Annotated in this window: 26 protein-coding genes and 1 tRNA gene; 19 read left to right on the top strand and 8 right to left on the bottom strand. The window is 67.5% G+C overall.

The window, feature by feature from the left end:
* The first annotated feature begins 72 nt into the window (after positions 1–72).
* From pstC to NMLP_RS08555, 6 genes are read left to right on the top strand one after another with little or no spacing between them, the layout of a single operon-like run.
* On the top strand, positions 73–1047 hold the full coding sequence (gene pstC, locus NMLP_RS08580; RefSeq protein WP_015409725.1) for a phosphate ABC transporter permease subunit PstC: 975 nt from the start codon (positions 73–75) through the stop codon (positions 1045–1047).
* On the top strand, positions 1047–2816 hold the full coding sequence (gene pstA, locus NMLP_RS08575) for a phosphate ABC transporter permease PstA (protein WP_015409724.1): 1770 nt from the start codon (positions 1047–1049) through the stop codon (positions 2814–2816). The genes pstC and pstA overlap by 1 nt, the downstream gene beginning before the upstream one ends.
* A 1-nt stretch (position 2817) precedes the next feature.
* Positions 2818–3720: a phosphate ABC transporter ATP-binding protein PstB gene (gene pstB, locus NMLP_RS08570; RefSeq protein WP_015409723.1), complete on the top strand. Its 903-nt coding sequence runs from the start codon at positions 2818–2820 to the stop codon at positions 3718–3720.
* A gap of 2 nt (positions 3721–3722) precedes the next feature.
* Positions 3723–4388 carry a phosphate signaling complex protein PhoU gene (gene phoU / locus NMLP_RS08565; protein WP_015409722.1) on the top strand — a complete coding sequence of 222 codons (666 nt, stop codon included), beginning with the start codon at positions 3723–3725 and terminating at the stop codon, positions 4386–4388.
* Between the two features lie 2 nt (positions 4389–4390).
* Positions 4391–5401, top strand: coding sequence for a phosphate uptake regulator PhoU (locus NMLP_RS08560; protein ID WP_015409721.1), 1011 nt, complete (start codon positions 4391–4393; stop codon positions 5399–5401).
* Complete coding sequence (locus NMLP_RS08555; RefSeq protein WP_015409720.1) at positions 5398–5889, top strand: low molecular weight phosphatase family protein; 492 nt, start codon at positions 5398–5400, stop codon at positions 5887–5889. Before NMLP_RS08560 ends, NMLP_RS08555 begins: the two co-directional genes overlap by 4 nt.
* A 12-nt stretch (positions 5890–5901) precedes the next feature.
* Here the strand turns inward: NMLP_RS08555 and NMLP_RS08550 are convergent, their stop codons facing one another.
* Together NMLP_RS08550 and NMLP_RS08545 are read right to left on the bottom strand one after the other, a co-directional pair.
* On the bottom strand, positions 5902–7035 hold the full coding sequence (locus NMLP_RS08550; protein WP_015409719.1) for a DUF63 family protein: 1134 nt from the start codon (positions 7033–7035) through the stop codon (positions 5902–5904).
* A gap of 58 nt (positions 7036–7093) precedes the next feature.
* On the bottom strand, positions 7094–7888 hold the full coding sequence (locus NMLP_RS08545; RefSeq protein WP_015409718.1) for an inositol monophosphatase family protein: 795 nt from the start codon (positions 7886–7888) through the stop codon (positions 7094–7096).
* Between the two features lie 65 nt (positions 7889–7953).
* Here NMLP_RS08545 and NMLP_RS08540 point away from each other — a divergent pair, with 65 nt between their 5' ends.
* Positions 7954–8217 carry a hypothetical protein gene (locus NMLP_RS08540; RefSeq protein ID WP_015409717.1) on the top strand — a complete coding sequence of 88 codons (264 nt, stop codon included), beginning with the start codon at positions 7954–7956 and terminating at the stop codon, positions 8215–8217.
* A 72-nt stretch (positions 8218–8289) separates the two neighbouring features.
* On the top strand, positions 8290–8631 hold the full coding sequence (locus tag NMLP_RS08535; RefSeq protein ID WP_015409716.1) for a DUF3006 domain-containing protein: 342 nt from the start codon (positions 8290–8292) through the stop codon (positions 8629–8631).
* A 150-nt stretch (positions 8632–8781) separates the two neighbouring features.
* Here the strand turns inward: NMLP_RS08535 and NMLP_RS08530 are convergent.
* Positions 8782–8865: transfer RNA gene (locus NMLP_RS08530), tRNA-Leu, on the bottom strand.
* 138 nt (positions 8866–9003) lie between these two features.
* Between NMLP_RS08530 and NMLP_RS08525 the strand changes: the two genes are divergently transcribed.
* Complete coding sequence (locus NMLP_RS08525) at positions 9004–9480, top strand: hypothetical protein (protein ID WP_015409715.1); 477 nt, start codon at positions 9004–9006, stop codon at positions 9478–9480.
* 23 nt (positions 9481–9503) lie between these two features.
* Here the strand turns inward: NMLP_RS08525 and NMLP_RS08520 are convergent, their stop codons facing one another.
* The gene (locus NMLP_RS08520) at positions 9504–9989 is read right to left on the bottom strand and encodes a DUF309 domain-containing protein (RefSeq protein ID WP_015409714.1); all 486 of its coding nucleotides are present in this window, start codon (positions 9987–9989) and stop codon (positions 9504–9506) included.
* A 107-nt stretch (positions 9990–10096) separates the two neighbouring features.
* On the opposite strand from NMLP_RS08520, the gene NMLP_RS08515 reads away from it, so the two are divergent.
* From NMLP_RS08515 to NMLP_RS08505, 3 genes are all read left to right on the top strand, one after another.
* Positions 10097–10687, top strand: coding sequence for an AsnC family transcriptional regulator (locus tag NMLP_RS08515; RefSeq protein ID WP_015409713.1), 591 nt, complete (start codon positions 10097–10099; stop codon positions 10685–10687).
* A 233-nt stretch (positions 10688–10920) separates the two neighbouring features.
* Positions 10921–13446, top strand: coding sequence for a heavy metal translocating P-type ATPase (locus NMLP_RS08510; protein WP_049926740.1), 2526 nt, complete (start codon positions 10921–10923; stop codon positions 13444–13446).
* A gap of 85 nt (positions 13447–13531) precedes the next feature.
* Positions 13532–14692: an MBL fold metallo-hydrolase gene (locus tag NMLP_RS08505; RefSeq protein ID WP_015409711.1), complete on the top strand. Its 1161-nt coding sequence runs from the start codon at positions 13532–13534 to the stop codon at positions 14690–14692.
* A gap of 43 nt (positions 14693–14735) precedes the next feature.
* Here NMLP_RS08505 and NMLP_RS08500 read toward each other — a convergent pair whose 3' ends face one another.
* On the bottom strand, positions 14736–15614 hold the full coding sequence (locus tag NMLP_RS08500; protein WP_015409710.1) for a FlaD/FlaE family flagellar protein: 879 nt from the start codon (positions 15612–15614) through the stop codon (positions 14736–14738).
* Positions 15615–15750: 136 nt separating this feature from the next.
* Here NMLP_RS08500 and NMLP_RS08495 point away from each other — a divergent pair, with 136 nt between their 5' ends.
* Positions 15751–16785: a hypothetical protein gene (locus NMLP_RS08495; protein WP_015409709.1), complete on the top strand. Its 1035-nt coding sequence runs from the start codon at positions 15751–15753 to the stop codon at positions 16783–16785.
* Between the two features lie 46 nt (positions 16786–16831).
* On the opposite strand, the gene NMLP_RS08490 is transcribed toward NMLP_RS08495, so the two are convergent.
* The gene (locus tag NMLP_RS08490; protein ID WP_015409708.1) at positions 16832–17032 is read right to left on the bottom strand and encodes an HEWD family protein; all 201 of its coding nucleotides are present in this window, start codon (positions 17030–17032) and stop codon (positions 16832–16834) included.
* A 137-nt stretch (positions 17033–17169) separates the two neighbouring features.
* On the opposite strand from NMLP_RS08490, the gene NMLP_RS08485 reads away from it, so the two are divergent.
* Positions 17170–17748, top strand: coding sequence for a YbhB/YbcL family Raf kinase inhibitor-like protein (locus NMLP_RS08485; RefSeq protein ID WP_015409707.1), 579 nt, complete (start codon positions 17170–17172; stop codon positions 17746–17748).
* Between the two features lie 105 nt (positions 17749–17853).
* Positions 17854–18309, top strand: coding sequence for a hypothetical protein (locus tag NMLP_RS08480; RefSeq protein WP_015409706.1), 456 nt, complete (start codon positions 17854–17856; stop codon positions 18307–18309).
* A gap of 1 nt (position 18310) precedes the next feature.
* On the opposite strand, the gene NMLP_RS08475 is transcribed toward NMLP_RS08480, so the two are convergent.
* Positions 18311–19879 carry a hypothetical protein gene (locus NMLP_RS08475; RefSeq protein WP_015409705.1) on the bottom strand — a complete coding sequence of 523 codons (1569 nt, stop codon included), beginning with the start codon at positions 19877–19879 and terminating at the stop codon, positions 18311–18313.
* Between the two features lie 148 nt (positions 19880–20027).
* The gene (locus NMLP_RS08470; RefSeq protein ID WP_015409704.1) at positions 20028–20870 is read right to left on the bottom strand and encodes a DUF7537 family lipoprotein; all 843 of its coding nucleotides are present in this window, start codon (positions 20868–20870) and stop codon (positions 20028–20030) included.
* Positions 20871–20979: 109 nt separating this feature from the next.
* Between NMLP_RS08470 and NMLP_RS08465 the strand changes: the two genes are divergently transcribed.
* The 4 genes from NMLP_RS08465 (at position 20980) to purM (ending at position 24653) form a co-directional block, all read left to right on the top strand.
* The gene (locus NMLP_RS08465; protein WP_015409703.1) at positions 20980–21399 is read left to right on the top strand and encodes a universal stress protein; all 420 of its coding nucleotides are present in this window, start codon (positions 20980–20982) and stop codon (positions 21397–21399) included.
* 66 nt (positions 21400–21465) lie between these two features.
* On the top strand, positions 21466–22971 hold the full coding sequence (locus NMLP_RS08460) for a TraB/GumN family protein (RefSeq protein WP_015409702.1): 1506 nt from the start codon (positions 21466–21468) through the stop codon (positions 22969–22971).
* 20 nt (positions 22972–22991) lie between these two features.
* Complete coding sequence (locus NMLP_RS08455; protein ID WP_049926738.1) at positions 22992–23618, top strand: zinc metalloprotease; 627 nt, start codon at positions 22992–22994, stop codon at positions 23616–23618.
* Positions 23619–23672: 54 nt separating this feature from the next.
* Positions 23673–24653: a phosphoribosylformylglycinamidine cyclo-ligase gene (gene purM, locus NMLP_RS08450; protein ID WP_015409700.1), complete on the top strand. Its 981-nt coding sequence runs from the start codon at positions 23673–23675 to the stop codon at positions 24651–24653.
* Positions 24654–24672: the final 19 nt, after the last annotated feature.

Here is a 24672-nt window from a genome sequence, read left to right as displayed (position 1 = left end):
GACTTCACGACGGCTTCCGACCGCGCGTGAGACACCACACCACGCGGTGTGCCACAACGGAGGTGCCGTCCGGTGAGCAGCGGTACGGAGGCGCCGGACCTCCAGCGATCGAGCGGTATCGAACGGATCAAAGAGAGCGGATACGGCGGGGTGTTCGTGGCTTGTGCCGCCGTGACGCTACTGACGACGGTCGCGATCTTCGTGACGCTGCTTTCGGACGCGTTCGCGTTTTTCATCCAGGTGCCGGTCTCGGAGTTCCTGTTCTCGACGGACTGGAGTCCGAATCCGATCGGCGGTAGCCAGGTGTTCGGCATCGTCCCGCTGGTCATCGGAACCCTCACCGTGACCATCACGGCCGCGTTCATCGCGCTCCCGATCGGAACCCTCACGGCAATCTACCTCAGCGAGTACGCGACATCGCGGCTCCGGTCGATCCTCAAGCCGATGCTTGAAGTGTTGGCCGGCATCCCGACAGTGGTGTACGGCTACTTCGCGTTGGTGTACGTGACGCCGGCACTGAAAGCGACGCTGTTCCCGCAGATGAGCACGTTCAACGCGCTCTCGGCGTCGCTGATGGTCGGGATCATGACGATCCCGATGGTGTCCTCGATCAGCGAAGACGCGATGAGCGCCGTTCCGGACTCGTTGCGGCAGGCGGGATACGGCCTCGGAGCGACGAAGTACGAAGTCTCGACCGGCATCGTCGTACCGGCGTCGCTGTCGGGGATCGCCTCTTCGTACATCCTGGCGATCTCGCGGGCCATCGGCGAGACCATGATCGTCGTCGTCGCGATGGGCGCGCAGGCGAACATGCCGGACGTACAGCGGGCGCTTTTCGGCATCCCGTACATCCACCCGGGAGCTGTTCTCTTCGATCCGGGTATGACGATCACCGTCTCGATGGTGCAGATTGCCGGCAGCGACCTCACCGGGGGAACGATCCCCTACGACGCGATGTTCGCCCTCGGATTGGCGCTCTTCGTCGTCACGCTGATCATGAACGTCCTGAGTGACCTCATCGCCCAGCGGTACCGGGAGGAGTACTGATGGCGGTCGAAAGGGATACCGCCGAGCCGACGTTCGGGGAGGTCAGCCGCCTCAAGGGTATCGTGTTCAAGTACCTCTCCTTCGGCGCGTCGGTCACCGGCATCTTGGCGTTGGCCGTGCTGTTGATCTACGTCCTCATCGACGCGTTCGATCTCACCAACGCCAGCCCCGAGTGGCTCCTCACGTACTTTCTGACGCTCGTGGTTCCATTCGTGGGGTTCTGTCTGTACAGCGCCGGAGACCGGGCAGTGACAAAACGGACAGTCCTCGCGCTGGCCGCCGGGCTCATATCAGTGGCCGTCCTCTTCGAGGCGGTCGAGCTATTCGTCCGGCCGATTCCGCGGCTTACGTGGCCGCTCGTATATCTCTTCCTCGTCGCGATTCCGGTGACCGGCTACGCCACCTACGTCGGCGCACAGAAGCCGGTCGGCGGAGCCGGATTCGGCCTGCTCGGCCGAACCGTGGGCGGGGCCGCCCTCGGCACCGCCGCGGCTATGCTGTTCGTCGTCTTCGATATGCGGCTGTGGTTTCTCGTGTACACGCTCGGGGTCTTCCCGGCTGTCCTCGCGCGCCTCTACGGCGCCCGGCGGGACGTCGGCCTGGCGGCCAAACTTGCAGTCCCGGTCGGCGTCGTCGGCGTCGTGTCGGCCGCGTTTCTCCGGAACGTCGTCCGGACGTATCCGACACCGGAGCTCATCTCCCTGTGGACGTTCGGCGTCCCCATCGCGGCCGCCGCCGCCACGCTCGTCGGCTCGCGTGACGCCAGGCGGGAAACGACGGCGGCGATCGCCGGCATCTCGCTCGCCGCGGCCGGCGTTGGGACGACGCTCGGCTCGTCGGCGCTCCCCGAGGGATCGGTCGTGTTAGTGCTCGCCGCGACGGTCGCACCGACTGCGACGTACCTCCACCACGTCAGCCGGTCCGAGGCGGGGACGGTCGGCTTGGCGCTACCGCTGTTGCTCGGCGGCGGTGCACTCGCCGGTGCGGCCGTCGTGGGCGCGCTCGGGTTCGCCGCGCCCGACCCGTGGATCGATCCGGGATTCGTCACGCAAGCGCCCTCCCGAAACGCCGTCGATGCGGGGTTGTACCCCGCGATCGTCGGTTCGGTCATCATCATCGCGATCGTCGCGCTGTTGTCGTTCGTCCTCGGCGTCGGCGCGGCAGTCTTTCTCGAGGAGTACACCGCTGGAACCGGCGCCGTCGGCGTGGCGACCCGGCTCATCCAGATCAACATCGCGAACCTGGCTGCCGTTCCCTCGGTCGTCTATGGGCTGCTCGGACTCGGCCTGTTCGCCAACCTGCTCGGGTTCGGGTTCGGGACGGCCGTGACCGTATCGCTGACGCTATCGCTTCTCATCCTGCCGATCACGGTCATCTCGGCACAGGAAGCGATCCGGTCGGTGCCGGACGACCTCCGGCAGGCCTCCTACGGGATGGGGGCAACGCGCTGGCAGACGACGAAGAACGTCGTGTTGCCCGAAGCCCTCCCCGGCATTCTGACCGGCACGATCCTGGCGCTGGGACGGGCGATCGGCGAGACAGCGCCGCTTATCATGGTCGGGGCCGCGACGACCGTCTTCAGCGCGCCGAACGACGTTTGGAGCCGCTTCAGTGCGATGCCCATGCAGATCTTCGCGTGGTCCGACTTCCCGCAGTCCGAGTTCCGATACGGTGTCGTCGCCGCCGGCGTCGTCACGTTGCTCGTCGTCCTACTCGGAATGAACGCAACCGCGATCATCGTCCGGAACAAGGCGGAACGAGACTCCTAACATGTCACAAAACGAACTCAACGATGGAAACGAACAGACCGACTCGGCCCTCGGCGGCTCGACGGCCGGTAGCGATGGGTCCGCGACCGATTCGGACAACTCGCTCATAACGACCGACGTCCGGACGGGCGACGCGACCGGGCACGGTGGCTCCGAGCGGACGGTCGTCGAGACCCGTGACCTCGACGTCTACTACGGGGACGAACGGGCCATCGACGACGTCTCGATGGAGATTCCGGAGAACCACGTAACCGCGCTGATCGGCCCCTCGGGGTGCGGTAAATCGACGTTCCTCCGGTGTGTCAACCGGATGAACGACCTCATCGACATCGCTCGCGTCGACGGCACCATCACGTTGCGCGGGACGGACATCTACGACGAGCGCGTCGATCCCGTTGCCCTCCGCCGGAAAGTCGGCATGGTGTTTCAAAAGCCCAACCCGTTCCCGAAAAGCATCCGCGACAACGTCGCCTACGGGCTCGAAGTCCAGGGGCGAGAGGTCACGGACGAACGGATCGAGGAGTCGTTGCGCGCGGCGGCGTTGTGGGACGAAGTCAAAGACCAACTCGACGAGTCCGGACTCGCGCTCTCCGGCGGCCAACAACAACGGCTCTGCATCGCCAGAGCGATCGCCCCCGATCCAGAAATCGTCCTCATGGACGAGCCGACCTCGGCGCTCGATCCGATCGCGGCCTCGAAGATCGAGGACCTCATCGACGAGCTAGTCGAGGACTACACGGTGATCATCGTCACCCACAACATGCAGCAGGCCGCCCGGATCTCCGATAAGACCGCCGTCTTCCTCACCGGCGGCGAACTCGTCGAGTTCGGCGACACGAACAAGATCTTCGAGGACCCAGACGACGATCGCGTCGAGGATTACATCACCGGCAAGTTCGGGTAACTATGACACGAGTCGAGTATCAAGACCAACTGGACGACCTCCGTGAGAACGTGGTGGCGATGGGCGAGACCGTCCTCGATCGCTACGACGCGGCGTTGACGGCGCTCGAAACGAAGAACGAGTCGCTCGCCGAGGAAGTCATCGAGGGAGATGGGGTCATAAACCAACGATACCTCGACCTCGAGAGCGACTGTATCGACCTGTTCGCACTCCAGCAACCGGTCGCGAATGACCTCCGGTTCGTCGCCTCGTCGTTCAAGATCATCACCGATCTCGAGCGCGTCGGCGACCTGGCGGTCAACCTCGCCGAGTACGCCATCGCCGCCGAGCGCGAGCGCTACCCCGAGATCGACCTGATACACATCGGCACCGAAACCGGGGCGATGGTGGCCGAGGCGATAGACGCCTACGAGATCGGGAACGCCGAGCAGGCGTCGGCGGTCGCCGCCCGCGACGACGAGGTCGACGACCTCTGTTCGGCGGCTGGCGACGCCGTCGTCGAGGACCTGATCCGTACCGATTACGACGACGAAGCCGAGGACGTCATGGACGACGTCTCCAGGCTGCTGTTGACAGTTCGGGACCTCGAACGCGTCGGCGACCACGCAGTGAACATCTGCGCCCGAACGGTGTACATGATCGACAGCGACGCGGGGTTGATTTACTGACAATGAGCCGAACGTCCGAGGACACGAACGGCCCGATCGAACGGAAGGTGCAGGTCACCGGGGGGTCGACCTATACGGTGTCGATCCCGAAGTCGTGGGCGAACGCCCGCGAGATCAGTTCCGGGTCCGCTGTGCACCTGTACCCGTTTGACGACCGCCTCGTCGTCGCCAAGCCCGAAGACGGTATCGTCCGTCGCGCCCGGATCAATGTCGAGACCGTCGGGACGGAATCGCTGACCGAACGGATCGAGGCGGCATACGCGGCCGGGGCCGACGAGATCGTCGTCGAATCCGATACCGAGTTCGGCTCGACGGAACGCCGGCTCGCGAGCGGCGCGATCACGGGCCTCGTCGGAATCGAAATCGCGACCGAGACGCCCGAGGAGATCGTCGCCCGGAGCCTGCTCGATCCGTCCGAGGTTTCCCTCGAGGGAACGATCGACCAGCTCCGCGGAATCTCGTTGTCGATGCACGAAAACGCCGTGCGGGCGTTGATCGGGGCCGACGACGACAGCGAAGAGCTCGCTCGCCACGTCGTCTCTCGGGACAACGACGTCGACCGGCTGTTCGCGCTCGTCAGCCGCCAGTTCTACCGGGCGCTGACCGACGTCCGCGAGATCGACAAACTCGGGATCGACCGTCGGATCGCACTCACCCGGTTTCGGACGGCCAGACAGCTCGAACGGGTCGCCGACCACGCTGAACTCATAGCCGACGTGGCCCTCCGGCGCGAGGAGCCGCCGGGCCCGGAGCTCGGCGATCGATTCGAGGCGATCGCCACCGACGCCAGACGCGTCGTTCGGACGGCCCTGGACGGCAACACCGGCGAGGCGCTGTTGCGCCGCGACGAGGTCGTCGGCCACCTCGACGACCTCGATCGGGAGCTCCACACGGCCGATCGAGAGGGGACGTATCTCGACGGACGGGTCCTCGAGAGCATCCGGCGGACAGCGGAGTACGGAGGCAACGTCGCGGAGATCGTCACGCTCGCTGATATCGCGGACCACGTATGACCACGAACACGACCCACGATCGGCAGGAACCGAGCGATGACGACGCAGAATCGGCGTACGCGCTCGGATTCGTCTGCGTCCAAAACGCCGGGCGGAGCCAGATGGCGACTGCGTTTGCCGAGCGGGAGCGAGCGAAACGCGGCCTCGAGGACGTCGTCGAGATCACGACCGGCGGCACCCGTCCGGCCGGGTCGGTCCACGACATCGTCGTCGAGATCATGGCCGAGGCCGACGGGAGCGGGATCGACCTCTCGGATCGGACCCCCAGGGAGATATCGACCGCGGAACTGAACGCGTGCGACGTCGTCGCGACGATGGGCTGCTCGACGCTCGAACTCGACGCGGACGACGTCGACGTCCGCGACTGGGCGCTCAGCGATCCCGACGGCGCCGACCCCGAGACCGCCAGGCGGATCCGGGACGCGGTCGAGGAACGCGTCGCGGCGCTGTTCGACGAGGTCGAGGCCGATCTCTCCGAATCGGCGTAAGACGTTCGTATTTCAGATCGCCAGCGTCGCCCGGAGCATGTCCCGCGTCCCGGGGCCGAGTCCGACTGCGAGAATGGCGATCAACAGCAGGTAGGCGTACCGGGGGCTGTCCTCGAATATCTCGTCGTTGAACACCCAGACGACGAACACCGCCGCCGCGATCTTGATCCCGAGGAACGGCCACGCGGTGCCGATCGCCTCCGAGAGCCACGCCGGCTGGATACTCTCTGTGATCCGGACGGTCGCCTCGTTGACGACGTGTTTCGAGCCGTAGGTCACGCCGATCCCCAACGCGTCAGCCCAATCGAGGCTCACCACGTTCGCGATGCCGTCGACGGAGTGGCCCCACACGATTACGGCGCCGACGTACCCCGTCCCTTCGTTTATGAACGGGGCGTATCGCTGGCTCGCCCACCAAAACAGCGCGGCGACGAGGGTCGCCCCGCCGAGGGTGATGGCTGCGACCGCCGGAAAGAAGCCGACGAGTTCCGAGGTCGCGGAGACGTACAGGAGCCCCCCGACGGTCGCGACCACAGCGAGTGCGCCCGTCGCGGCGACGTACGGCTCGTACGCGTCGATTGTCCCCTGTCGCGAGAGGAGGATCCAGAGGACGACCGCGCCGAGCGTGAACGCGAACATCACGAAGTAGATGAACGGGCTGATGATGAGCGCGACCGGCGGGTACGGGATCAGGGTGTCGACACCGGCCCGCAGAAACGTAACGTTCACGTCCTCGACGACCCGGAGCGCGCCGCCGAGCAGCATGAATGGAAACAGCGCGACGTAGAACCGCGGGGTCATCCGGACGTCCAGCCGCCGGAGCAACAACAGCACGCCGACGAGCATAAACACCAACACGACCGCGTAGCTGACCGTCGAGACGGCCGTATATCCTGGCTCCGCGACGATCCCCTCAGCGTTCGAACAGGCGAGTCCGTCGAAGAGACGTTCCGTCGTCCCGTCGGATCGAACTGCACAGCTCGCGCCGTGGGCGTCGGCGTCGACCGGCCCCCAAAAATACCGCCACAGGAACCCGTCGTACACCCGCCCCGGGAACGCGACCGCGCCGCCACCGAGGAGCGCGATGCCGCCGGCACACGTCGCGAGCCACGCGCGGACGGGGTCGACGCCGTCGGGTAGTTGCATACGACTAGTGCCGGCCGAGCGCGGTTTCAGAGTTCCGGTCGATGGCGACTCCGCGACACTACCGGGGCGGCGTTTCCGGCGTCCGGGCGGCGTCGAGTACCGCCCCGTGTGCGGCCCCGTTGGAGGCGACCAGCCCGCGGCTGTCGTGCCGCCACGGCTTGCCGTGGATGTCCGTGACCGTCCCGCCCGCGGCCTCGACGAGCCCGGCGCCGACGAGCGTATCCCAGGGGTTCGTCTCGACGTTCGTTACGACTGCCTCGACCGCGCCGACCGCACACAGCGCCAACTCGAGTTGCGCGGAGCCGACCCGTCGCATGTCCCCGAACCGCTCGACGATCCCTCGACAGACGTCGCCGTACTCGTCGCGCCGGTCGGGTCCCCACCACATCGTGGGCACGACCGCGAACGTCTCGGGATCCGTTCGATCGCTGACGGCCACGGTCTCGCCGTTCCGGAGCGCCTCCCCGGAGTCCAGTACGAACGTGTCCCCGAGCGCCGGCGCGACAGTCGCCCCGGCGATCGCTTCGCCGTCCGCCGTGGCCGCGACGCTCGTCGCCCAACTCCGGCTCTCGCGAACGTAGTTCGCCGTCCCGTCGATCGGATCGATGACCCACCCCGGACCGTCCTCCGGGACCGTGCTCGGGGGTTCGTCCTCCTCGCCGACGATCGGTTCGTCGTCGAACGACGCACCGATCACGTCGACGACGCGCCGCTGCGCGTCCCGGTCCGCCCGTGTCACGACGTCGGTCTTTTCGGCCTTCGTCTCGACCGTCAGTTCGCCCCGAAACGACTCGGCTGCGAGCGCCGCCCCGGCCTCGGCCGCCCGGTGCGCGCAGTCGGCTCGCGTACCCATACTGTCCCCGGGACCCCGGACGGCAAAGCGCCACCGATTTGTCGGCTCCGGCTGTAGATCCACTTATGCACACGCTCGCGAAACGGATCCACAACATCACGCCGCGGGACGTCCGCCTCACGTTCGAGGACGGATCGGCGGTCGTCCTCGAGATGCACTCGGCGGAGTTCTTTCAGGAGGCCTTCCAGGCCGAGGGAACCACCCCCGACGGCACGGCGTACCGCCTCGTGACAGACGGCGACGACGACCCCCTCGTGGCCGGTAAAAAAACCGACGACGGGTGGGCGAGTGCCGGCACTGTCGAGGCGGTCGAACCGGCCGAGGACTGACCGGCCGGTGGCACAGTCGTCGAGGCCGATCGGGCGAGGGTTCATATACTGTGACGGGACCATCCCGTCCCGATGCGTCACGTACTCACGCTGTCCGCACTCGTCGTGATCGCCGTCGCGTTCGTTGCCGTCGCTGCGGTCGTGGGCTCCAGCCTCTGTCTCGCGAATTCCGACCCGGGACGAATCGCCGTCGTCGACCGCCTCGCAGACGACACCGCCGTGTTGCTCGTCGAGCGCGGCGACGGAACGTCCGAGCAACGCGTCGTCGACCCGGGAACGATCCCCGAGTCCGGGAGACACGAGGGGGCAGTACTCGACGTGACGCGCGAGGGATACGTGTACGACCGGACGGCCACGGAGAGCCGCGAACACACGCTTTCGCGTTGGTTCGACGCGCTCTCCGGACGGATGTGAATGCTCCACTCCGAGGCGGTGGGTACAGGCCCCGAGAGCCGCGGCTCCCGGCGTCGCCACTGGGCGAATCGGAAGTTGTTGCGAGGGAAGGCCGCTCCGAGCACGGTCTTCCCGCATTCGCTCGCGACGCGGTGAGCGTCGCTTCGCTCATGCGAGGGGAGGGATTTGAACCCACGGACCTCTACAGGAGCGGATCTTGAGTCCGCCGCCGTTTCCGGGCTTGGCTACCCTCGCACGCAACACCTGCTAATGATCGCATCGGATTTAACCCACCGGTTTCTGTCGGGCGGTTTTATATACTAGTCGCCCCGCGTCGACGACGGCACCGCCCGGAAGCGGACGACAAAAATATCCCGACGCCCAACGGAGCGTATGATCGATCACCCGCGACTCGCCTCGACCGACGAGGACGAACCGGCGATCGCCGTCACGCTCGACCCCGATGGGGGGCCGAACGTCACCACCCCGGGCCGGGAGACGTTCACGCTGTCGACGCGGGGAGCGGGACTCGTCGTCGACGACCTCGGGTACTCGGGTGACGAGGAGGTGGCGTCGGTGACGGCCAAAGCCCTGCTTCTCACCGGCGGCGCGTACCGACCCGACGAGACGGTCGATCCCGTCGACGTCGTCAAACGGCTCCGCTCGCCCGACGGCGGGAAACACCCCACCGACGCCGAGGTCGAACGCGTCGCCGAATATATAAAACGTGCCGAACTCGAACAGCGCGTCCGCTGGCTCGCGGCGGAACTCGTCGAGGGGAGCCGACTCACCGAGGTGATGTCGACCGACGAGATCCGGACCCAACGCGGGCGAATGAACGGGCTCCGCGGGATCGCCAAGGATTTATAAACAGCGTCGCCCCGATAGGCGTGCTACTCGAGCCTCTCGGCGTACTCGTAGTCGACGTTCCGGGCCGTGGGCCGCGATCCGTCGAGCGCGATCGCCCAGCCGTCGACGGCGGCGGGGTCCTCGAGCGCGTTCGTGAGCCTCGTCCGGACCTCGAGCAGGTCGACGCCGTAGAAATCGCGGGGGACGCCGTGGAGGTACTGCAACGCCGTCTCGAAGAGGCTACGCATCCCGTCGTCGTTCCCGAAGTCGACGTGTTTGTACGCGCCCGCCGCGACCTGCACCATCCCGTGGAGGAAGGCGCTCTCGGCCGTACCGCGCCCGTAGTTGTACCACTCCGCCTCGAAACAGTCGTGGGACTCGTGGTACGTGCCGGCGTTGTACAGGCGGACGCCGTGACTCACCGCCCGCCGGAGCGTCGCGTGCTCCCAGACCCCTCGATCGGGGTGCCAGCCGGTCGGCTCCCCGGCGGCGGGCGGATCGACCGTCCGGTCGCGGGTGTGATCGTCCATGCGTCCGCTACCGGCGCGGCGTACCTAATTGCGTCGCACCGACCCGGCACACAGAGTCGGGAACAATCCGCGACAGGCCTTTTAAACCGGGGGCGCAACGACGAGCCATGCGGGACCTCGACGAGACCGACCGGGAACTGCTCCGGCTGTTGCTCGAGGACGGGCGGGCCGCGTACAACGAACTCGCCGACGCCGTCGGGCTCTCCCCGCCGGCGGTGAGCGACCGGATCGACCGGCTTCGGGAGTTGGGCGTCATCGAACGCTTCACCGTCGACGTCGACCGGTCGCGGCTCCGGGAGGGGACGCGACTGGCGGTGACCCTCGGCGCCGTTCCGGGAGAGACGGCAACGGTTCGGGAGGCGTTGGCCGACGTGACGGGCGTCGAATACGTCTTCGCGACCGCCGACGGCCGGCTGTTCGTCGTCGGGACGTTCCCCGACGCGGACGTCGAGTCGACGCTGTCGCCGGCCCTCTCGACGGGGGCAATCGAGCGCGTCGACGTCTCGCCGCTCGCGGCGGCCGACTGGCACCCGGCCCTCGGTGACGCGACGCTCGGGCTCGAATGCGTCGAGTGCGGCAACAGCGTCACTGTCGAGGGGGTCAGCGCGACCATCGACGGGGAGCGCTATGAGTTCTGTTGTGCGTCCTGTCAGGCGCGCTTCGAGGACCGATACGAGGCGTTCAGCGAGGGGGCCTGAGCGGGCGACCGACCGATCGCCCCACGAGAGAGAACGAACAGTGCTACACCGAGGCATCGTCCCCGACATCCGGTTTCGCGACCTTTGTTTCGATATCTATGCAGCCAGTGGCCACTGGCTTCGTAACTGGTGTCGAAACTCTATTTCACTTTGCTTTCGAAACGACAAACCGCATGAACGTCGGGGCCGTATGTACGAATATGACGAGACGCGAACGGATCGGCGTCGGCGGGATGCACTGTTCGACGTGTTCGGAGACCGTCGCCGAGGCGCTCGAAGCGATCGACGGCGTGTCGGAGGCATCGGTGAACTACGCCACCGACGAGGCCACCGTCGAATACGATCCCGAGACGACGGGGTCGGGGGCGCTCTACGCGGCGATCGAGAAGGCGGGCTACGAGCCGCGCCGGGAGCGCCGGACGATCGGCGTCGGCGGGATGCACTGTTCGACGTGTTCGGAGACCGTCGCCGAGGCGCTCTCGGACCTCCCCAGCGTATCGGAGGCATCGGTGAACTACGCCACCGACGAGGCCACCGTCGAGTACAACCCCGAGGTGTTCTCGATCGAGCGGGCGTATGAGGCCATCGAGGCGTCGGGGTACGAACCGATCGAGGCCGACGATATCGACGCCGAAGGCGAGGAATCCGCCGCCGAACGCGAACTCCACAAACAGCGACGGCTCGTGCTCTTCGGCGGCGTCCTCGCGCTTCCGTTTATATACCTGATGTCGGCGATGTTCACCCCGCTGCCCAAACCGGAGGCGGTCGGCGGCGTTCCGGTCGGCTGGATCCAGTTCGCCGTCGCGACGGCGCTGATGGCGACGCTGGGTCGGGAGTTCCTCGTCGGCGCGTACACGGCGGCGAGAAACGGGACCGCGAACATGGACACGCTCGTCGCGGTCGGGACGAGCGCTGGCTATCTGTTCAGCACCGCGGTCGTCCTCGGCGCTATCAGCGGGGACCTCTACTTCGAGGCCGTCGCGTTCATTCTGTGGTTTATTACCGTCGGCAACTGGCTCGAGGCCCGCTCGAAAGCCCGCGCCTCCGACGCGCTGCGGGAACTGCTCGAACTGGAGGCCGACGACGCGACTGTGATCCGCGACGGCGAGGAGACCACGGTCACAACGGAGGACCTCGAGGTCGGCGACGTGATGAAGATCCGCCCCGGCGAACGGATCCCGACCGACGGGGTCGTCACCGAGGGCGAGTCGGCCGTCGACGAGTCGATGCTGACCGGCGAGTCCGTCCCGGTCGAGAAATCACCCGGCGACGAGGTCGTCGGCTCGACGATCAACGAGAACGGCGTCCTCCTCGTGGAGGCGACGAACGTCGGCGAGGACACCGCGATCCAGGGGATCGTCCGCCGGGTCGAGGAGGCCCAGTCCCGACAGCCGGACATCCAGCGGCTCGTCGACCGCGTCAGCGCGTACTTCGTCCCCGCCGTCATCCTCAACGCCGCCGTCTGGGCGGTGCTTTGGTACGCCTTCCCGACGCAACTGCACGGGATCGCGGAGTTGCTCCCTATCGGGCAGGTCGGCGGCGGCCCAGTCGCCGGCGGCGTCCCGGTGTTCGAGTTCTCGATGATCGTCTTCGCGTCGGCGGTCCTCATCGCCTGCCCGTGCGCGTTGGGGCTCGCGACGCCCGCGGCGACGATGGTCGGCTCGACGATCGCGGCGCGGAACGGCGTCCTGTTCGAGGGCGGCGACGTCCTCGAGCGCGTCCGCGAGGTCGACGCCGTCGTCTTCGACAAGACCGGCACGCTGACCGAAGGCGAGATGCGGCTGACCGACGTCGAGGCGATCGGCGGCGCGGCGAGAGCCGACGGCGGCGCGGTCGCCGAACCGGCCCCCGAGGAGTCGTTCGTCCTCTCCGTGGCGGCGAGCGCCGAGTCGGGATCGGAGCACCCCCTCGCCGAGGCGATCGTTCGGGGGGCCGACGAGCGCGGCCTCGAGCTGGCCGACGTGACGTCGTTCGAGAACGTCCCGGGCAAGGGGATCGAGGCCACCACCGACCACGGCGACGTCCTCGTCGGCAACCGCGCGCTGTTGACAGCGAACGGCGTCGACCCTGATCCCGCCGACGGAACGATGGCGCGGCTCGAGCGGGAGGGCAAGACGGCGATGCTCGTCGCCCTCGACGGCGCGGTCGTCGGCGTCGTCGCGGCCGCCGACACGGTCAAAGAGAGTGCGAAAGCGACCGTTTCGGACCTCACAGGCCGCGGGTACGACGTGTTCATGCTGACTGGCGACAACGCCCGAACCGCGGCGGCAGTCGCCGAGGCGGTCGGGATCGACGACGGGAACGTCCGCTCGGAGGTCCTCCCCGACGGGAAGGCCGACGTCGTCGACTCGATCCAGGCCGACGGCACCCGTGCCATGATGGTCGGCGACGGCGTCAACGACGCGCCCGCGCTGACGGCGGCCCACATCGGCGTCGCCATCGGCTCCGGTACCGACGTGGCGATGGAGGCTGCCGACGTGACGTTGATGCGATCGGATCCCGCCGACGTGCTGAAGGCGATCCGGATCTCCCGGGCGACGATATCGAAGGTTCGACAGAACCTCTTTTGGGCGCTCGCCTACAACGCGACGCTCGTCCCCGTCGCCTCGCTGGGCGTACTCAACCCGGCGCTGGCCGGCGCGGCGATGGCGGTGTCGAGCGTCTCAGTGATGACGAACAGCCTCGCGTTCGCGACCTACGACCCGGCCGAGGCGTACGTCCCGCTCCCGCTGCGCCCCGTCGCCGCGCTGCGGCGCTGACCGCGGTGAGGTAATAGTCGGGTGCCGCCGAGCGGGTGGCAGCCACGCTCCGGGGTATTAATATTCGCCGGCGCGTCGTTCGGGCATGACCGACGCGACGACGTCGCCGACAAACATCTCCGCCGAGGAACTGAAACGCCTCGTCGACTCGGGAGAGCCGTTTCGCCTCGTCGACACGCGCGACACCGAGAGCTTCGAGGAGTGGCGACTCGCCGGCGCGACGCAGTTCTTTTATAAACCCGACCGCGAGTTCGATCCCGAAGCGTTCGCCTTGGAGACGGGGATCGATCCCGGCGACCCCGTCGTGACGATCTGCGCGAAGGGTGTCTCCTCCGGCGCGCTCGCCGAGGAACTCGTCGACGCGGGATACGAGGACGTCCGCCACGTCCACGACGGGATGCGCGGCTGGAGTGCGGTGTACGACGTCGTCGACGTCGACACCGACGGCCCCGCCGAGATCGTGCAGCTACAGCGGCGCGCGAAGGGCTGTCTCGGCTACCTCGTTGCCGACCCCGACACCGGCGCCGCGGCCGCCGTCGACCCCACCCGCCACGTCGAAACGATCCGCGAGGCGGCGGCCGACCGCGGTTTCGAGATCGAGCGAGTCCTCGATACACACATCCACGCGGACCACCTGAGCGGCGGCCGACGGCTCGCCGACGCCCTCGGAGTCCCCTACCACCTCGGCGAGCGCGTCGCCGAGCGCGACCCCGGCGTCGCGTACGATCCCCTCTCCCGGAACGAGGTACTCGCGGTGGGCGACGTCGAAATCAAGGCGCTCTTTACCCCGGGACACACCTCGGGGATGGTGAGTTACCTCGTCGGCGACGAGGCGCTTTTGACCGGCGATACGGTCTTCGTCGACGGCGTCGGCCGAACCGAACTCCAGTTCGGCGACGCGGACGCCACCTCGGGGGCGGCACTGTTGTACGAGTCGCTCCAGGCCACCGTCCTCGCCGAGCCGGATCCCGTCACGGTCCTCCCTGGGCACTTTTCGGTCTCCGACGGTGGGGCGTACGGGACCGAGCCCGGATCGGAGGTCTCGACGACTGTTCGGGCGCTCCGGACGGAGTTGTCGATCCTGCGCGGCGACCGCGAGGCGTTCTCCGAACACGTCGTCGAATCGGCCCCGGAGAAGCCGCCGAACTACGAGCGGATCATCGCCATCAACCGGGGACACTCGACGGTCGAGGGGGACGAAGCCATCGAGTTGGAACTCGGGCCGAACCGGTGTGCGGCCGAGTGACAGCGTGTCCGTCGCGGGCGGCAGATCTCCGCGCGTCGACGGCCTATCCGTTTCGCCGGCCCGCCAGCCGCGCGATGTACACGAGACTCCCGCGGTGATCCTCGATACCGAGCGACGGGGCGGCCGCTTCCGGCGCGGGGTCGGAGAGCCCCGATGCGACGTCCTCGAGTTCCTCGCGGCTCCGCTCGGAGAGCCACCCGATCGACTCGTAGTATTCGAGCGCCGACAGCGCCCCGTCGCGACCGGCCGCGGTGAGCAACTCCTCGAGCCACTCGAACACCTCGAGTTGGGCGGTGTACGCGTCCGGAAGCCGGTCCAGATACGGTTTCGAGACGTCGGGTCCGGAGAGCTCCGAAAGAAGAGCAGCCGCGTTCGGGGGCCGTCCGTCACCGGGCCTCTCGGGGCGCGACGTTGCCCGTCGTCGGTCCGGCCGGGACGCCGCGCGGTCGCCGGCCGGGTGCGAGTGGTGCTCGGATCGACGTTCCCCGGTATCGCGGCGACGGTGGCGCGAGCGGAGGTACGACTCGACTTCGTCGGCCGGTTCGTGGCGTTCGGCGGTATCGGCCGCGGCGCGTCCGCGGTCCGGCTCCGGCGTTCGATGCCCGGCCTCGGACCCGGATACTGCCCCCGTGTCGCGTGACTCGGCCGGTTCGTGTCGACGGCTCCGATCGACCGCATCTGCCGCTCGCCCGGCGTCACTCTCTCGAGGTGGCGTTCCCGTCGGCCGCGGCGTGGTCGGTTCGACCGGGACCGACTGTCCACCGTCGCCTCGATCCCCGTCGACGGACGTCGCGGCGTCCCGCCGCCCACCGTCCGGTCGCTGGGGGTCGGATCCGTCGGCCTCGGACCGGCCGGAGGGGTCCCGGGCCGCATCGCGCAGCTCGCCCAGATCGTATCTGCGGGGGTTCAGCGGACCGGTCATACTCTTATAGGGAGTTCGCAAGCACACTATTTAAATCCGGAGCCCGTTTCGAGCGCCGTATCGACCGGTTTCAGCGCTCGAAACAGACGAGCACATCGGGAGTACGGTTTTTAAGTAGGGTGCCGAACGTCACGACATGGCAATGCAGGACGCCCGGTCGACGACGCTTCGGGACTTCGACGTCGACCCGAAGGTCGCCGCTCGCGGACACACGCCGTCGCTGTTCCCCCGCGAACGGTTCGTCCGGTGTCGCTCCTGCGGCGTAACTGTTCCGTACTCGGTGACCGCGGAAGGCCCGATCCGGCGGGCGCTAGACGAACTCGCCTCGATCCCGTGTGGGCGCTATCAGCTCCCGGACGTCCCTGTCGGCGATCACGTCCCGACGGTGACGCCAGAACACCCGACCAAGGGGCGCAGCGTCGTCTGTGAATCCTGTGGGCGGAGCGCCCGGATCGACGGCGACCGCAAGCGAGTACTGGAGGAACTCGCAGCGGTGCCCTGTACCACCCGCCTGAGTCGTGTCGAGTTGGTCGACCTCGTCTTCTCACCGACGGCGTTCACACCGCCGCTTTCGGACCTGGGGATAGAGCGCTGGTACGGGCGACTCGGCAGGAGCCACGGCGACGACATCGTCAGGCAGTTCCGCCACGACCGCTTCCAGTACACGATCTACGTTCGAGAGCGCGGCGACGGGACGTACGCCGCTTCGCTCTCCTCGACGCCGAGCCCGTCGGTCGATCCCCTCGACGAGCTTCCGTTTCCCACCGCGGACCCCGAGACCCCCTCGACGAGAGCGGCGGCGATCACGCTCGTGACGTTCCTGTCCGCGACCGATCCGCTCAGGCCAGGCGAGTTCTCGGACCTGCACGACGCCTACGAGGACGCCTACAGAACACACCGCGAGGGGTGGATCGAAAACGCCTACGACGACGCGGCGGCGACGTTCGAGGACCGCTTCGGCGCGCCCCCGGCGGCGTTCACCGACGCGTTCTCCGACAGTTCGGCCGACCACGAGGAGGTACTTCGCCGGATGGTCGGCTCCGGGGGGTTCGCCGACGCCCCGGAGGCCGAGTTCGCGGCCGAGATGCTGGGCCACGACCACGAGTTCCCGGGATTCATCGACTTCGTCGCGGACCGACACGGCTGGTCGCCGCCCGTCCCGGAGCGGTGAGGACCCGACGCCGTCGGCGACCCACCCCCCGAACGAGTCAACGGCGTCAGCCCTCCGGCTCCGTCTCGCCCGTCACGGGGTTGTACTGTCCATTTATGTCCCACTCGTGGATGCAGTGTCTGTCGCCGACCTTCCGTTTTCCCTCCTCCTCGGCGATCACCCAGTTGTGGGTGTCCTCGTCCCAGACGTCCGTTCGTCCACACTGCTCACAGATCCGTCGCATCGGCGGCACGATTTCGGGGCTCATACCGGTGCGGTGGGTCTCGACCGTTATCAACCATCCGCCGTCGGATCGGCATCGTCGACCCAGTCCCGGTGGCCGCAGTGGTGCGGATTCCGAGCGCGTGTCGATGCGGTCTTGTCCCTGCGAACCGTACGGCGGCTATGCGCCGACGCGAACTCGTCGCGGCTCTCCCGGCCGTCCTCTCTGCCGGCTGTACCATCGGCGGCGAGCCCGAACGAGCGGGCGAAAACGACTTTTCAGTCGCCCTCCCTGGCCTCGAGGACGGACTGTTGCCGGAGCGGTACACCTGCGACGGGACCGGCGAGTCGCCGCCGCTCCGAATCGAGGGCGTCCCCGACGCGGCCGAGTCTATCGCGGTCATCGGCGAGTGGCTCCGCGGGTACACCCCCCAGACGATCTGGTTGCTCTGGGGAGTGCCGGCGACTGACCCGCTCGAACTCCCGGCCGGAATCCCCGACCGGGAGCGCCTCGACTCGCCGGAAGGTGCAAGCCAGGGGCTAAACGGCGGCGGAACGGTCGGATACCGCTCTCCCTGTCACGAGACCGCCGACGATCAGGCGTATCGGTTCATCGCGCACGCGCTGCCGGAACGTCTCGACCTCGCCCCCGGTGCCGACCGCGACGCGTTCGACGACGCCATAGAGCGCGACCTCTCGGCCGTCTCGAGTACGTCGCTTCGCGTCCGGTACGAACGGTTCCCCGAAGAACGGTCGTCGTAGCCGGTCCCGCGCCAGCACCGCGGGCGGTTCGCCCGACGGCGAGGCGGGGCGCGGCGATTCCGAGGACGGCCACGCTTATGCGTCGCGTTCCCGTATCCACGACCGATGAGCCTCGATGTCGATCGACCCGACCCGCCACGACTGGAGGAGACCGACCCGAACGAGTACGAGGACGCCGAGGTCGTCGGCGACACCGACTACAAACGCGACGAACTCGAGTCGTTGCTCGAGGCGGGCGCGTGGGCGGACGCGTTCGACGAGTGGGCCGAAACGACCGATCTGGACGAGCGAGCGTTCGGCATCGTCGCCGAGCTGGGGATGATACAGCACTTCGACTTTTTCTGGGACGCGTTCGCGGATCGGGTCGGCTACCACGCTCCCGGAATCCCGGAGGACTGGAAGGAACGCGACCTCCACCCCGAGTTGTCCTCCTGGGAGACGGTCTCGGGGATCAACGCCTCGATGGCCGAACTCGGGGAGACGATCAGCCGAACGCTGAAGGAGGAGTATATCGACTGGGAGACCGACTACGAGGCCCCCGACGACCTCCCCGACTTCTGAGTTAGAGCCAAGAGACGAAGGCGTCGCCCTCGCGGCTCCGGGCGATGTACTCGCGTTGCATCGCGGCGATGGCTCCCGGCAGGTCCGCCCCCTCTTCGAGGGCGTCGCGAACGCGGGCTTTCTTCCAGCTACTCGGGGTCGCCCGCCCGCTCCAACGGCGCTCGATCGGCGAGAGGTACTGCTCGATGTCGTCGGCCGGCACGCCTTCGGCTTCGAGCCCCGACCGCGCGTGCTCGAAGAGCTCATCGAAAATGACGTCCGAATCGCTCGTGCGCTCGCCGGCAGCGGTCACCCACGCCAACTCGGCGTCGAGGCCGTTCTCGACGGCATCATAAAAGCTCGATTCGGCTGCCGACCACGGGAGTTCGGCGACCGGGTGACCTGAACCGACCAGCCCGCGAAGCACCCCGGCGACGAGCGCCTGCATCCCGACGACGTCGGCGACGGACGGCTGTGTCGGAATCGGGCGGTACTCGATGCGCAACGACCGCTCGTCGTTGGCCGCGTCGACGCGGGCGCCACCGATCACGCAGCGAAGCCACCGCCAGTAGGTTCCGCGTTTGTGGTCGAACTCCCAGATGCGGTCGGCCAGCTCCGTCCGTTCGGTTTCGCCGTCGATCCACTCGCGCAGAAACGGGGCGTAGCGGCCGTCCTCGAGGACGCGATCGACGACGTCGGTTGCCGTTCCGATGTCGCGGGGGACGCTGACTTTCGCGTTCGGCGTCCGGTTGACCGACTGCTCGAAGACGTCGATCCGGAGTTCGTGCGGCGTCGCCTCGACGAGCGCCTCGGGGTCGTCGGCGTCGCCGTACAGCTCGGCCGGGAGAAACGGCGAGTTCGCCGACAGCGCGAGGATCGGCCCGAGCGTCCGGATCGCCGCGTTGTAGTACGCCGGTAATTCGGCCGCACTCGGAACCTGGAGGTGTGGCTGTATCGACGTGGCGAGCGACTCGAAGAGGATCGTCGGGAACTCGATGTCGGCTCCGGGGACCGACAGCGAGATCGGCCCGCCGCCACCGTGTCGGAGCGCGTCGTTGTCGATGCCGACGTATCGAGGGTCCTGGCGCATATTCTCGGCGAGGACGACGCCGTCCCGCTCCGCCGTTGCGGAGAGGTACGCCATCGCCCCGCCGGTCGGCGGGAGCGTCCACATCGCATCGAGTACGAGTTCGCACCCGTGGTCGCGGGCGGCCGAACTGGCGCTTTGGGTTCGCTCGCGGATCGCCTCGGCCTGGGTTTCGAGTCCCGTTTCGCTCAACACCGAGGGATCGGTGTTGATTTCGACGTTATGAAGCCCCAGTTCCTTGTTCGCCGCTGCGGTCTCGAAGACCTCCTCCGGGAGGCGAGTCAGACGCGGACCGGCGCCGTCGCTCCCGTCGTTCCCGCCGGCCACCGCGTACACCTCCATTTCGAGGCCGACCGCGAAGTCGGGGTTGTCCATCCGTCCCTCCTCGATGGCCGCCCGGAGCCACCGAGCCTGTTCGGTCAGCCGGGCCTCGAACGGTTCGGCGGTGTCCGGGTCTAGCGCCCGTCGAACTAACTCGACCGTCTCACCCGTGGCGTCGCTCATCGTCGTGTCCCGCCGGTTGAATCGCCGTCGTGGTCGCGGTGTGGCCCCGGCCGGATCGAGGGGTGAACGACCGTCTCGGGGGGGATTGCAGTGTCCATACCCGCCGGTCGGTGCGGTGGCTCAAAACTGTTGTACTCTCGGTCCGATCTCAGGTCGCCCGATCGAACCACGCCGGCCGCCGGACCTCTGTCGTTCCGACGTCGGAGTACGCGATCGAGCGCGAGGCGACGACGTGGTTGCCATCTATCCGACCGTCGTACTCGATCTCGAGACGTCGCACGAGTCCCGACCGATCTACCACCGCGACGAGGCTGACGTTTCGTGCCGGGGCGGCCGCCCGGAACGGGAGCTCGGCGTCGGGGGCACCGACGTCGACGAGCCGGTAACGCTCGCTACCGCCGACAGACCGAGTCGATTCCACCCGCGTCGGCACCGCGTCGAGGCTCTCTGCGATCACCGTCGTCGGCGAGCGGGGGACCTCGAACGCCCCGGTGGTGGCCCAAAAGCGCCACGTGCCGACTCCCGAAGCGGTCGGCGCGAACTCGTTGTACGTGGGGTCGTCCGTGCCGAACGCCCGGACGTACGTTTCGCCGTCGGACCAGAACTCCGAGACTGCCGGCGGTTCGCCAAGCAGTCGCGGCCCCGCCGGGCCGTTCGTCCGAACCGTCACGAAATACGTCCGGTTCGCCGCGAGCCGGAGGTCGGTCAGATACTGCGATCTGACGGTCCCGTTGGCGTACCGGACCGTCTGGTTCGAGACGAGCCTGTAGGAGCGCTCCTCGAGCCGTCGGTCGTGTGCCGCCGCGAGCGACCGCGAGTCCGAAACGCCCGACCCGTCGATCCCGGTCGGCCGACCGCGCTCCGGATCGGCGTCGGGGACCGCCACCGGGGTCACTGTCTCCGTCGGTGCCGGCGGGGAGTCGCCGACGGTACCGCCGGTCCCGGAACAACCGGCGAGTACGAGCAAAAGGGCCACACAGAGCCGATACACGGCCCGACGTACCGCTTCGGTCGATATAAACCCCCCGCTGGTGAAGGCCGATACCCTCGCAACGGCGGGGGTGACGAAGTTTTAACCCGGCAGCGGGATACCGCCCGGTATGCGAGTCTTGATCCCCTACGACGGGTCCGAACAGGCCGAGGCAGCCCTCGAATACGCTGGGAAGATCCACGGCGACGACGAAATCGTCCTGTTGTACGTCCTCGATTACGTGGAGGCGGGATACCGGGCTGCGCCGGAGGCTGCCCTGGCTGGCTACTGGGAGGAGTGGTACGACGAGGCGGAGGCGTCGGCAAGGAAACTGCTGGCCGAGGCGTCGGAGGCCCTCGGTCACGACGCCGAGACGAACGTCGTCGCCGGCTCGCCCGCCCGCGCGATCGTCGAGTTCGCCGACGACGAAGCGATCGATGCCGTGATCATCGGGAGCCACGGCCGGGAGGGGCTCTCCCGGATCCTCCTCGGGAGCGTGGCGGAGACGGTCGTCCGTCGGTCGCCGGTCCCGGTGACGGTCGTCAGGTGACCGCCGGAGACCGCGGATCATCCCCGTCCCGATACACGTAAACGGCTCGCCCGACAGTTGCCGACAATGAGTAGGGACGCCGAAACGGGGTCGGTCCGGGTCGTCGGGACGGCCCACGTCTCGGAGGCCAGCGTCGAGGAGGTCGAGTCGGTCATCGAGGCGGAACGCCCCGACGTCGTCGCTGTCGAACTCGACGAGGGGCGGTACCGACAGCTTCGCGGCGAGACGCCCGAGGACCTCGATGCGGGCGATCTGTTGAGGGGAAATACGGTCTATCAGTTTCTCGCGTACTGGATGCTCTCGTACGTACAGGCGCGTCTGGGCGATCGATTCGACATCGAACCGGGATCGGATATGAAAGCCGCCATCGAGAACGCCGAGGCCCTCGGCATCGACGTCGCCCTGGTCGATCGCGACATCCAGGTCACCATCCAGCGATTCTGGGCGCGGCTGTCCGCCTTCGAGAAGCTCAAACTCGCCGGCAGTCTCGCCGTCGGTCTGGGTGATTCCAGGGAGATCGGAATGGGCGTCGGGATCGCCCTCGGCCTCGTCGCGTCGATCCTCGCCGGGGCCATCGGGGGACCGTTCGTCGTTCCCGCGGCGTTCGGCCCGGGGATTCTCGTCGGGATCGTCGATACGGTCATGATCGCTCTCGCGCTCGGGCTGGCGTTCGGGCTTGCCATCGTTCTCGGACTCGAGAGGCTGGCACCCGAGGACGACGACCTCCAGGAGATCGACATCGATCGGATGACCGACACCGACGTCGTGGGAGCGATGATGGAGGAGTTCCGGCGGTTCTCCCCCGGCGGTGCGGAGGCGCTCATCGACGAGCGCGACGCCTACATCGCCCACCAACTCGTCGGGCTGCGCGAGGAGGGGCGCAACGTCGTCGCGGTCGTCGGCGCGGGCCACCGCGAGGGGATCGAACGCTACCTCGAGACGCCGTCGTTGCTTCCCCCGATGGCGTCCATTACCGGGCGGAGTTCCCGAGGCCGGGTTTCGCTGTATAAACTGTTCGGGTACGCGTTCACCCTCGGGTTTCTCGTCTTCTTTGCGCTGTTGGCGATCGCGACCTACACCGGCGTGGAGGGTGCCTCCAGCGCTCTGCTGTTCCGGCTGTTCGCCGCGTGGTTCCTGATCAACGGGCTCCTCGCGTTCGGCCTCGCCAAACTCGCCGGCGCACACTGGCGGTCCGCCGGCGTCGGCGGCGCGGTGGCGTGGCTGACGAGCGTCAACCCGTTGCTCGCCCCCGGATGGTTCGCGGGCTACGTGGAGTTGCGGTATCTCGAGGTCAACGTCGGCGACATCTCGACGCTCAACGAGATCATGTCCGACGAGGAAGCGCCGCTCGGACAGCTGTGGGACGATCTCACAGCCGTACCGCTTTTCAAGCTCATCATAATCGTCGCGCTGACGAACGTCGGGAGCTTCGTTGGCAGCGTCGTCTTCGCGACTGTTCTCCTGCCGTATCTGTTCGCCGGATCGGGGGTCGAAGGAGCCGGAGGCGTCGCGCGGCTGATGATCGAGGCCGCGTTCAACAGCGTCGAAATCCTCGGCGAGGCGGTACAGTGAGCGCGTTTCGCTTCGACGGTATCCGTTTTTATCGCGACGAGATCAGAGATCTCTTCGCCGCGTGGGCCGCCCTCGGCCTCGCGTTCAGCGTCTTCATTTTCGTCTCAACCGGTCGAGCGGTGTTCCCCGATATCGCAGGCGCCGTGTCGTCGCCGCTGTTCGTCCGCGTGTTCGTCGCTAGCGCTTTGACCGTCGGGGTCGGATTCCTCCTGCACGAACTCGCCCACAAGATCGTCGCGGTTCGGTTCGGACAGGTCGCGTCGTTCAGGGCCGACTACCGGATGTTGGCGCTGTGCATCGGCGCCGCCTTTGCCGGCTTTTTGTTCGCCGCACCGGGGGCGGTGTATCACCGCGGACGGATCACGCGGCGACAGGGCGGGCTGGTTTCGGTCGCTGGCCCGCTGACGAACGTCGTCCTCGTCGGCGTGTTCCTCCCGCTCGTCCTCTTCGGTGGATTCCCCGGGCAGATCGGTGCGCTCGGCGTGTTGATCAACGCCTTCCTCGCGGCGTTCAACATGCTCCCGTTCGGGCCGCTCGACGGGAAGTCGGTCGCCGCATGGAGCAAGCCGGTCTTTGCGGCCGTCTTCGTCGGGTCGGCGCTGTTGGCGATCGGTTCGTTCCTCTTCGTCGGATTTCCGACGTTCTGATCGCCCACGGGGGCAACCGACGCGCTTTTGCCCCGTTCGGCCGCCGGGTCTGGTATGAGCGACGACGACCCCGAGGAGGGGCTCACATACGCCGAGACGGGCGTCGATATCGACGAAAGCGAAGCGGCGACGGCGGCGCTACTCGGCGCGATCGGCGAGTTCGAGGGCGACTACGCCGGATTGATCGACATCGGCGATCGGTACCTGGCGCTGGCGACCGACGGCGTCGGGACGAAGCTGCTCGTCGCCGAAGCGCTCGACGATTACTCGACGATCGGCATCGACTGCATCGCGATGAACGCCAACGACCTCATCGCGGCCGGAGTCACGCCAGTGGCGTTCGTCGACTACCTCGCCGTCGAGACGCCGGACGACGAAACGGCCGAACGGGTCGGTGACGGGCTCGCCGCCGGAGCCGAGCGCGCCGGGGTCGCGCTCGTCGGCGGCGAGACGGCGGTGATGCCCGACGTGATACGCGGGCTCGATCTCGCCGGTGCCTGTGCTGGACTGGCGACCGAAACGGAGCTGTTCGACGGCCACGCGCAGGTGGGTGACCGCCTCGTCGGGGTCCCGTCGTCAGGAATCCACTCGAACGGGCTGACGCTGGCGCGCGAGGCGGTGACGAAGGACCACGCCTACACCGATCCGTTCCCCTACGACGAGGACCGGACCATCGGCGAAGTGCTGCTCGAACCGACGCGAATCTACCGCGACGCTCTCGAACCGCTACAAGCCGTCGAAACCCACGCGACGGCTCACATCACCGGTGGCGGGTGGACGAATCTCGAACGGATGGGCGAGCGCCGCTACGTGATCGAGGACGCCTTCGACCCACAGCCGATATTCGAGTTCGTCCAGGCGGAAGGCGGAGTCGCCGACGAGGAGATGTACCGGACGTTCAACATGGGAACCGGCTTCGTCGCCGCGCTCCCCGAGACGGACGTCGAAGCGGTCGTCGATGCAATAGAGGACGCACGGATCATCGGTCGTGTCGAGTCCGGTGACGGCGTCGAGATCCGCGGACTGGAGCTGTGACATCCTCCGCGCCGTGAAC

This window comes from Natronomonas moolapensis 8.8.11 (assembly GCF_000591055.1).
GTDB classification, from domain to species: domain Archaea; phylum Halobacteriota; class Halobacteria; order Halobacteriales; family Haloarculaceae; genus Natronomonas; species Natronomonas moolapensis.
The sequence above is the reverse complement of the archived record's forward strand: the minus strand, read 5'-3'. Positions and strand labels throughout refer to the sequence as shown.

Coding starts and splice junctions, on each gene's coding strand:
- NMLP_RS08465 (WP_015409703.1), top strand. CDS start 20,980: ATGCGAGTCTTGATCCCCTACGACGGGTCCGAACAGGCCGAGGCAGCC.
- NMLP_RS08510 (WP_049926740.1), top strand. CDS start 10,921: ATGCACTGTTCGACGTGTTCGGAGACCGTCGCCGAGGCGCTCGAAGCG.
- NMLP_RS08505 (WP_015409711.1), top strand. CDS start 13,532: ATGACCGACGCGACGACGTCGCCGACAAACATCTCCGCCGAGGAACTG.
- NMLP_RS08475 (WP_015409705.1), bottom strand. CDS start 19,879: ATGAGCGACGCCACGGGTGAGACGGTCGAGTTAGTTCGACGGGCGCTA.
- NMLP_RS08525 (WP_015409715.1), top strand. CDS start 9,004: ATGATCGATCACCCGCGACTCGCCTCGACCGACGAGGACGAACCGGCG.
- NMLP_RS08515 (WP_015409713.1), top strand. CDS start 10,097: ATGCGGGACCTCGACGAGACCGACCGGGAACTGCTCCGGCTGTTGCTC.
- phoU (WP_015409722.1), top strand. CDS start 3,723: ATGACACGAGTCGAGTATCAAGACCAACTGGACGACCTCCGTGAGAAC.
- NMLP_RS08500 (WP_015409710.1), bottom strand. CDS start 15,614: ATGACCGGTCCGCTGAACCCCCGCAGATACGATCTGGGCGAGCTGCGC.
- pstA (WP_015409724.1), top strand. CDS start 1,047: ATGGCGGTCGAAAGGGATACCGCCGAGCCGACGTTCGGGGAGGTCAGC.
- NMLP_RS08480 (WP_015409706.1), top strand. CDS start 17,854: ATGAGCCTCGATGTCGATCGACCCGACCCGCCACGACTGGAGGAGACC.
- NMLP_RS08535 (WP_015409716.1), top strand. CDS start 8,290: ATGCGTCACGTACTCACGCTGTCCGCACTCGTCGTGATCGCCGTCGCG.
- NMLP_RS08520 (WP_015409714.1), bottom strand. CDS start 9,989: ATGGACGATCACACCCGCGACCGGACGGTCGATCCGCCCGCCGCCGGG.
- pstB (WP_015409723.1), top strand. CDS start 2,818: ATGTCACAAAACGAACTCAACGATGGAAACGAACAGACCGACTCGGCC.
- NMLP_RS08555 (WP_015409720.1), top strand. CDS start 5,398: ATGACCACGAACACGACCCACGATCGGCAGGAACCGAGCGATGACGAC.
- NMLP_RS08550 (WP_015409719.1), bottom strand. CDS start 7,035: ATGCAACTACCCGACGGCGTCGACCCCGTCCGCGCGTGGCTCGCGACG.
- NMLP_RS08495 (WP_015409709.1), top strand. CDS start 15,751: ATGGCAATGCAGGACGCCCGGTCGACGACGCTTCGGGACTTCGACGTC.
- NMLP_RS08545 (WP_015409718.1), bottom strand. CDS start 7,888: ATGGGTACGCGAGCCGACTGCGCGCACCGGGCGGCCGAGGCCGGGGCG.
- NMLP_RS08485 (WP_015409707.1), top strand. CDS start 17,170: ATGCGCCGACGCGAACTCGTCGCGGCTCTCCCGGCCGTCCTCTCTGCC.
- NMLP_RS08490 (WP_015409708.1), bottom strand. CDS start 17,032: ATGAGCCCCGAAATCGTGCCGCCGATGCGACGGATCTGTGAGCAGTGT.
- NMLP_RS08460 (WP_015409702.1), top strand. CDS start 21,466: ATGAGTAGGGACGCCGAAACGGGGTCGGTCCGGGTCGTCGGGACGGCC.
- NMLP_RS08540 (WP_015409717.1), top strand. CDS start 7,954: ATGCACACGCTCGCGAAACGGATCCACAACATCACGCCGCGGGACGTC.
- purM (WP_015409700.1), top strand. CDS start 23,673: ATGAGCGACGACGACCCCGAGGAGGGGCTCACATACGCCGAGACGGGC.
- NMLP_RS08560 (WP_015409721.1), top strand. CDS start 4,391: ATGAGCCGAACGTCCGAGGACACGAACGGCCCGATCGAACGGAAGGTG.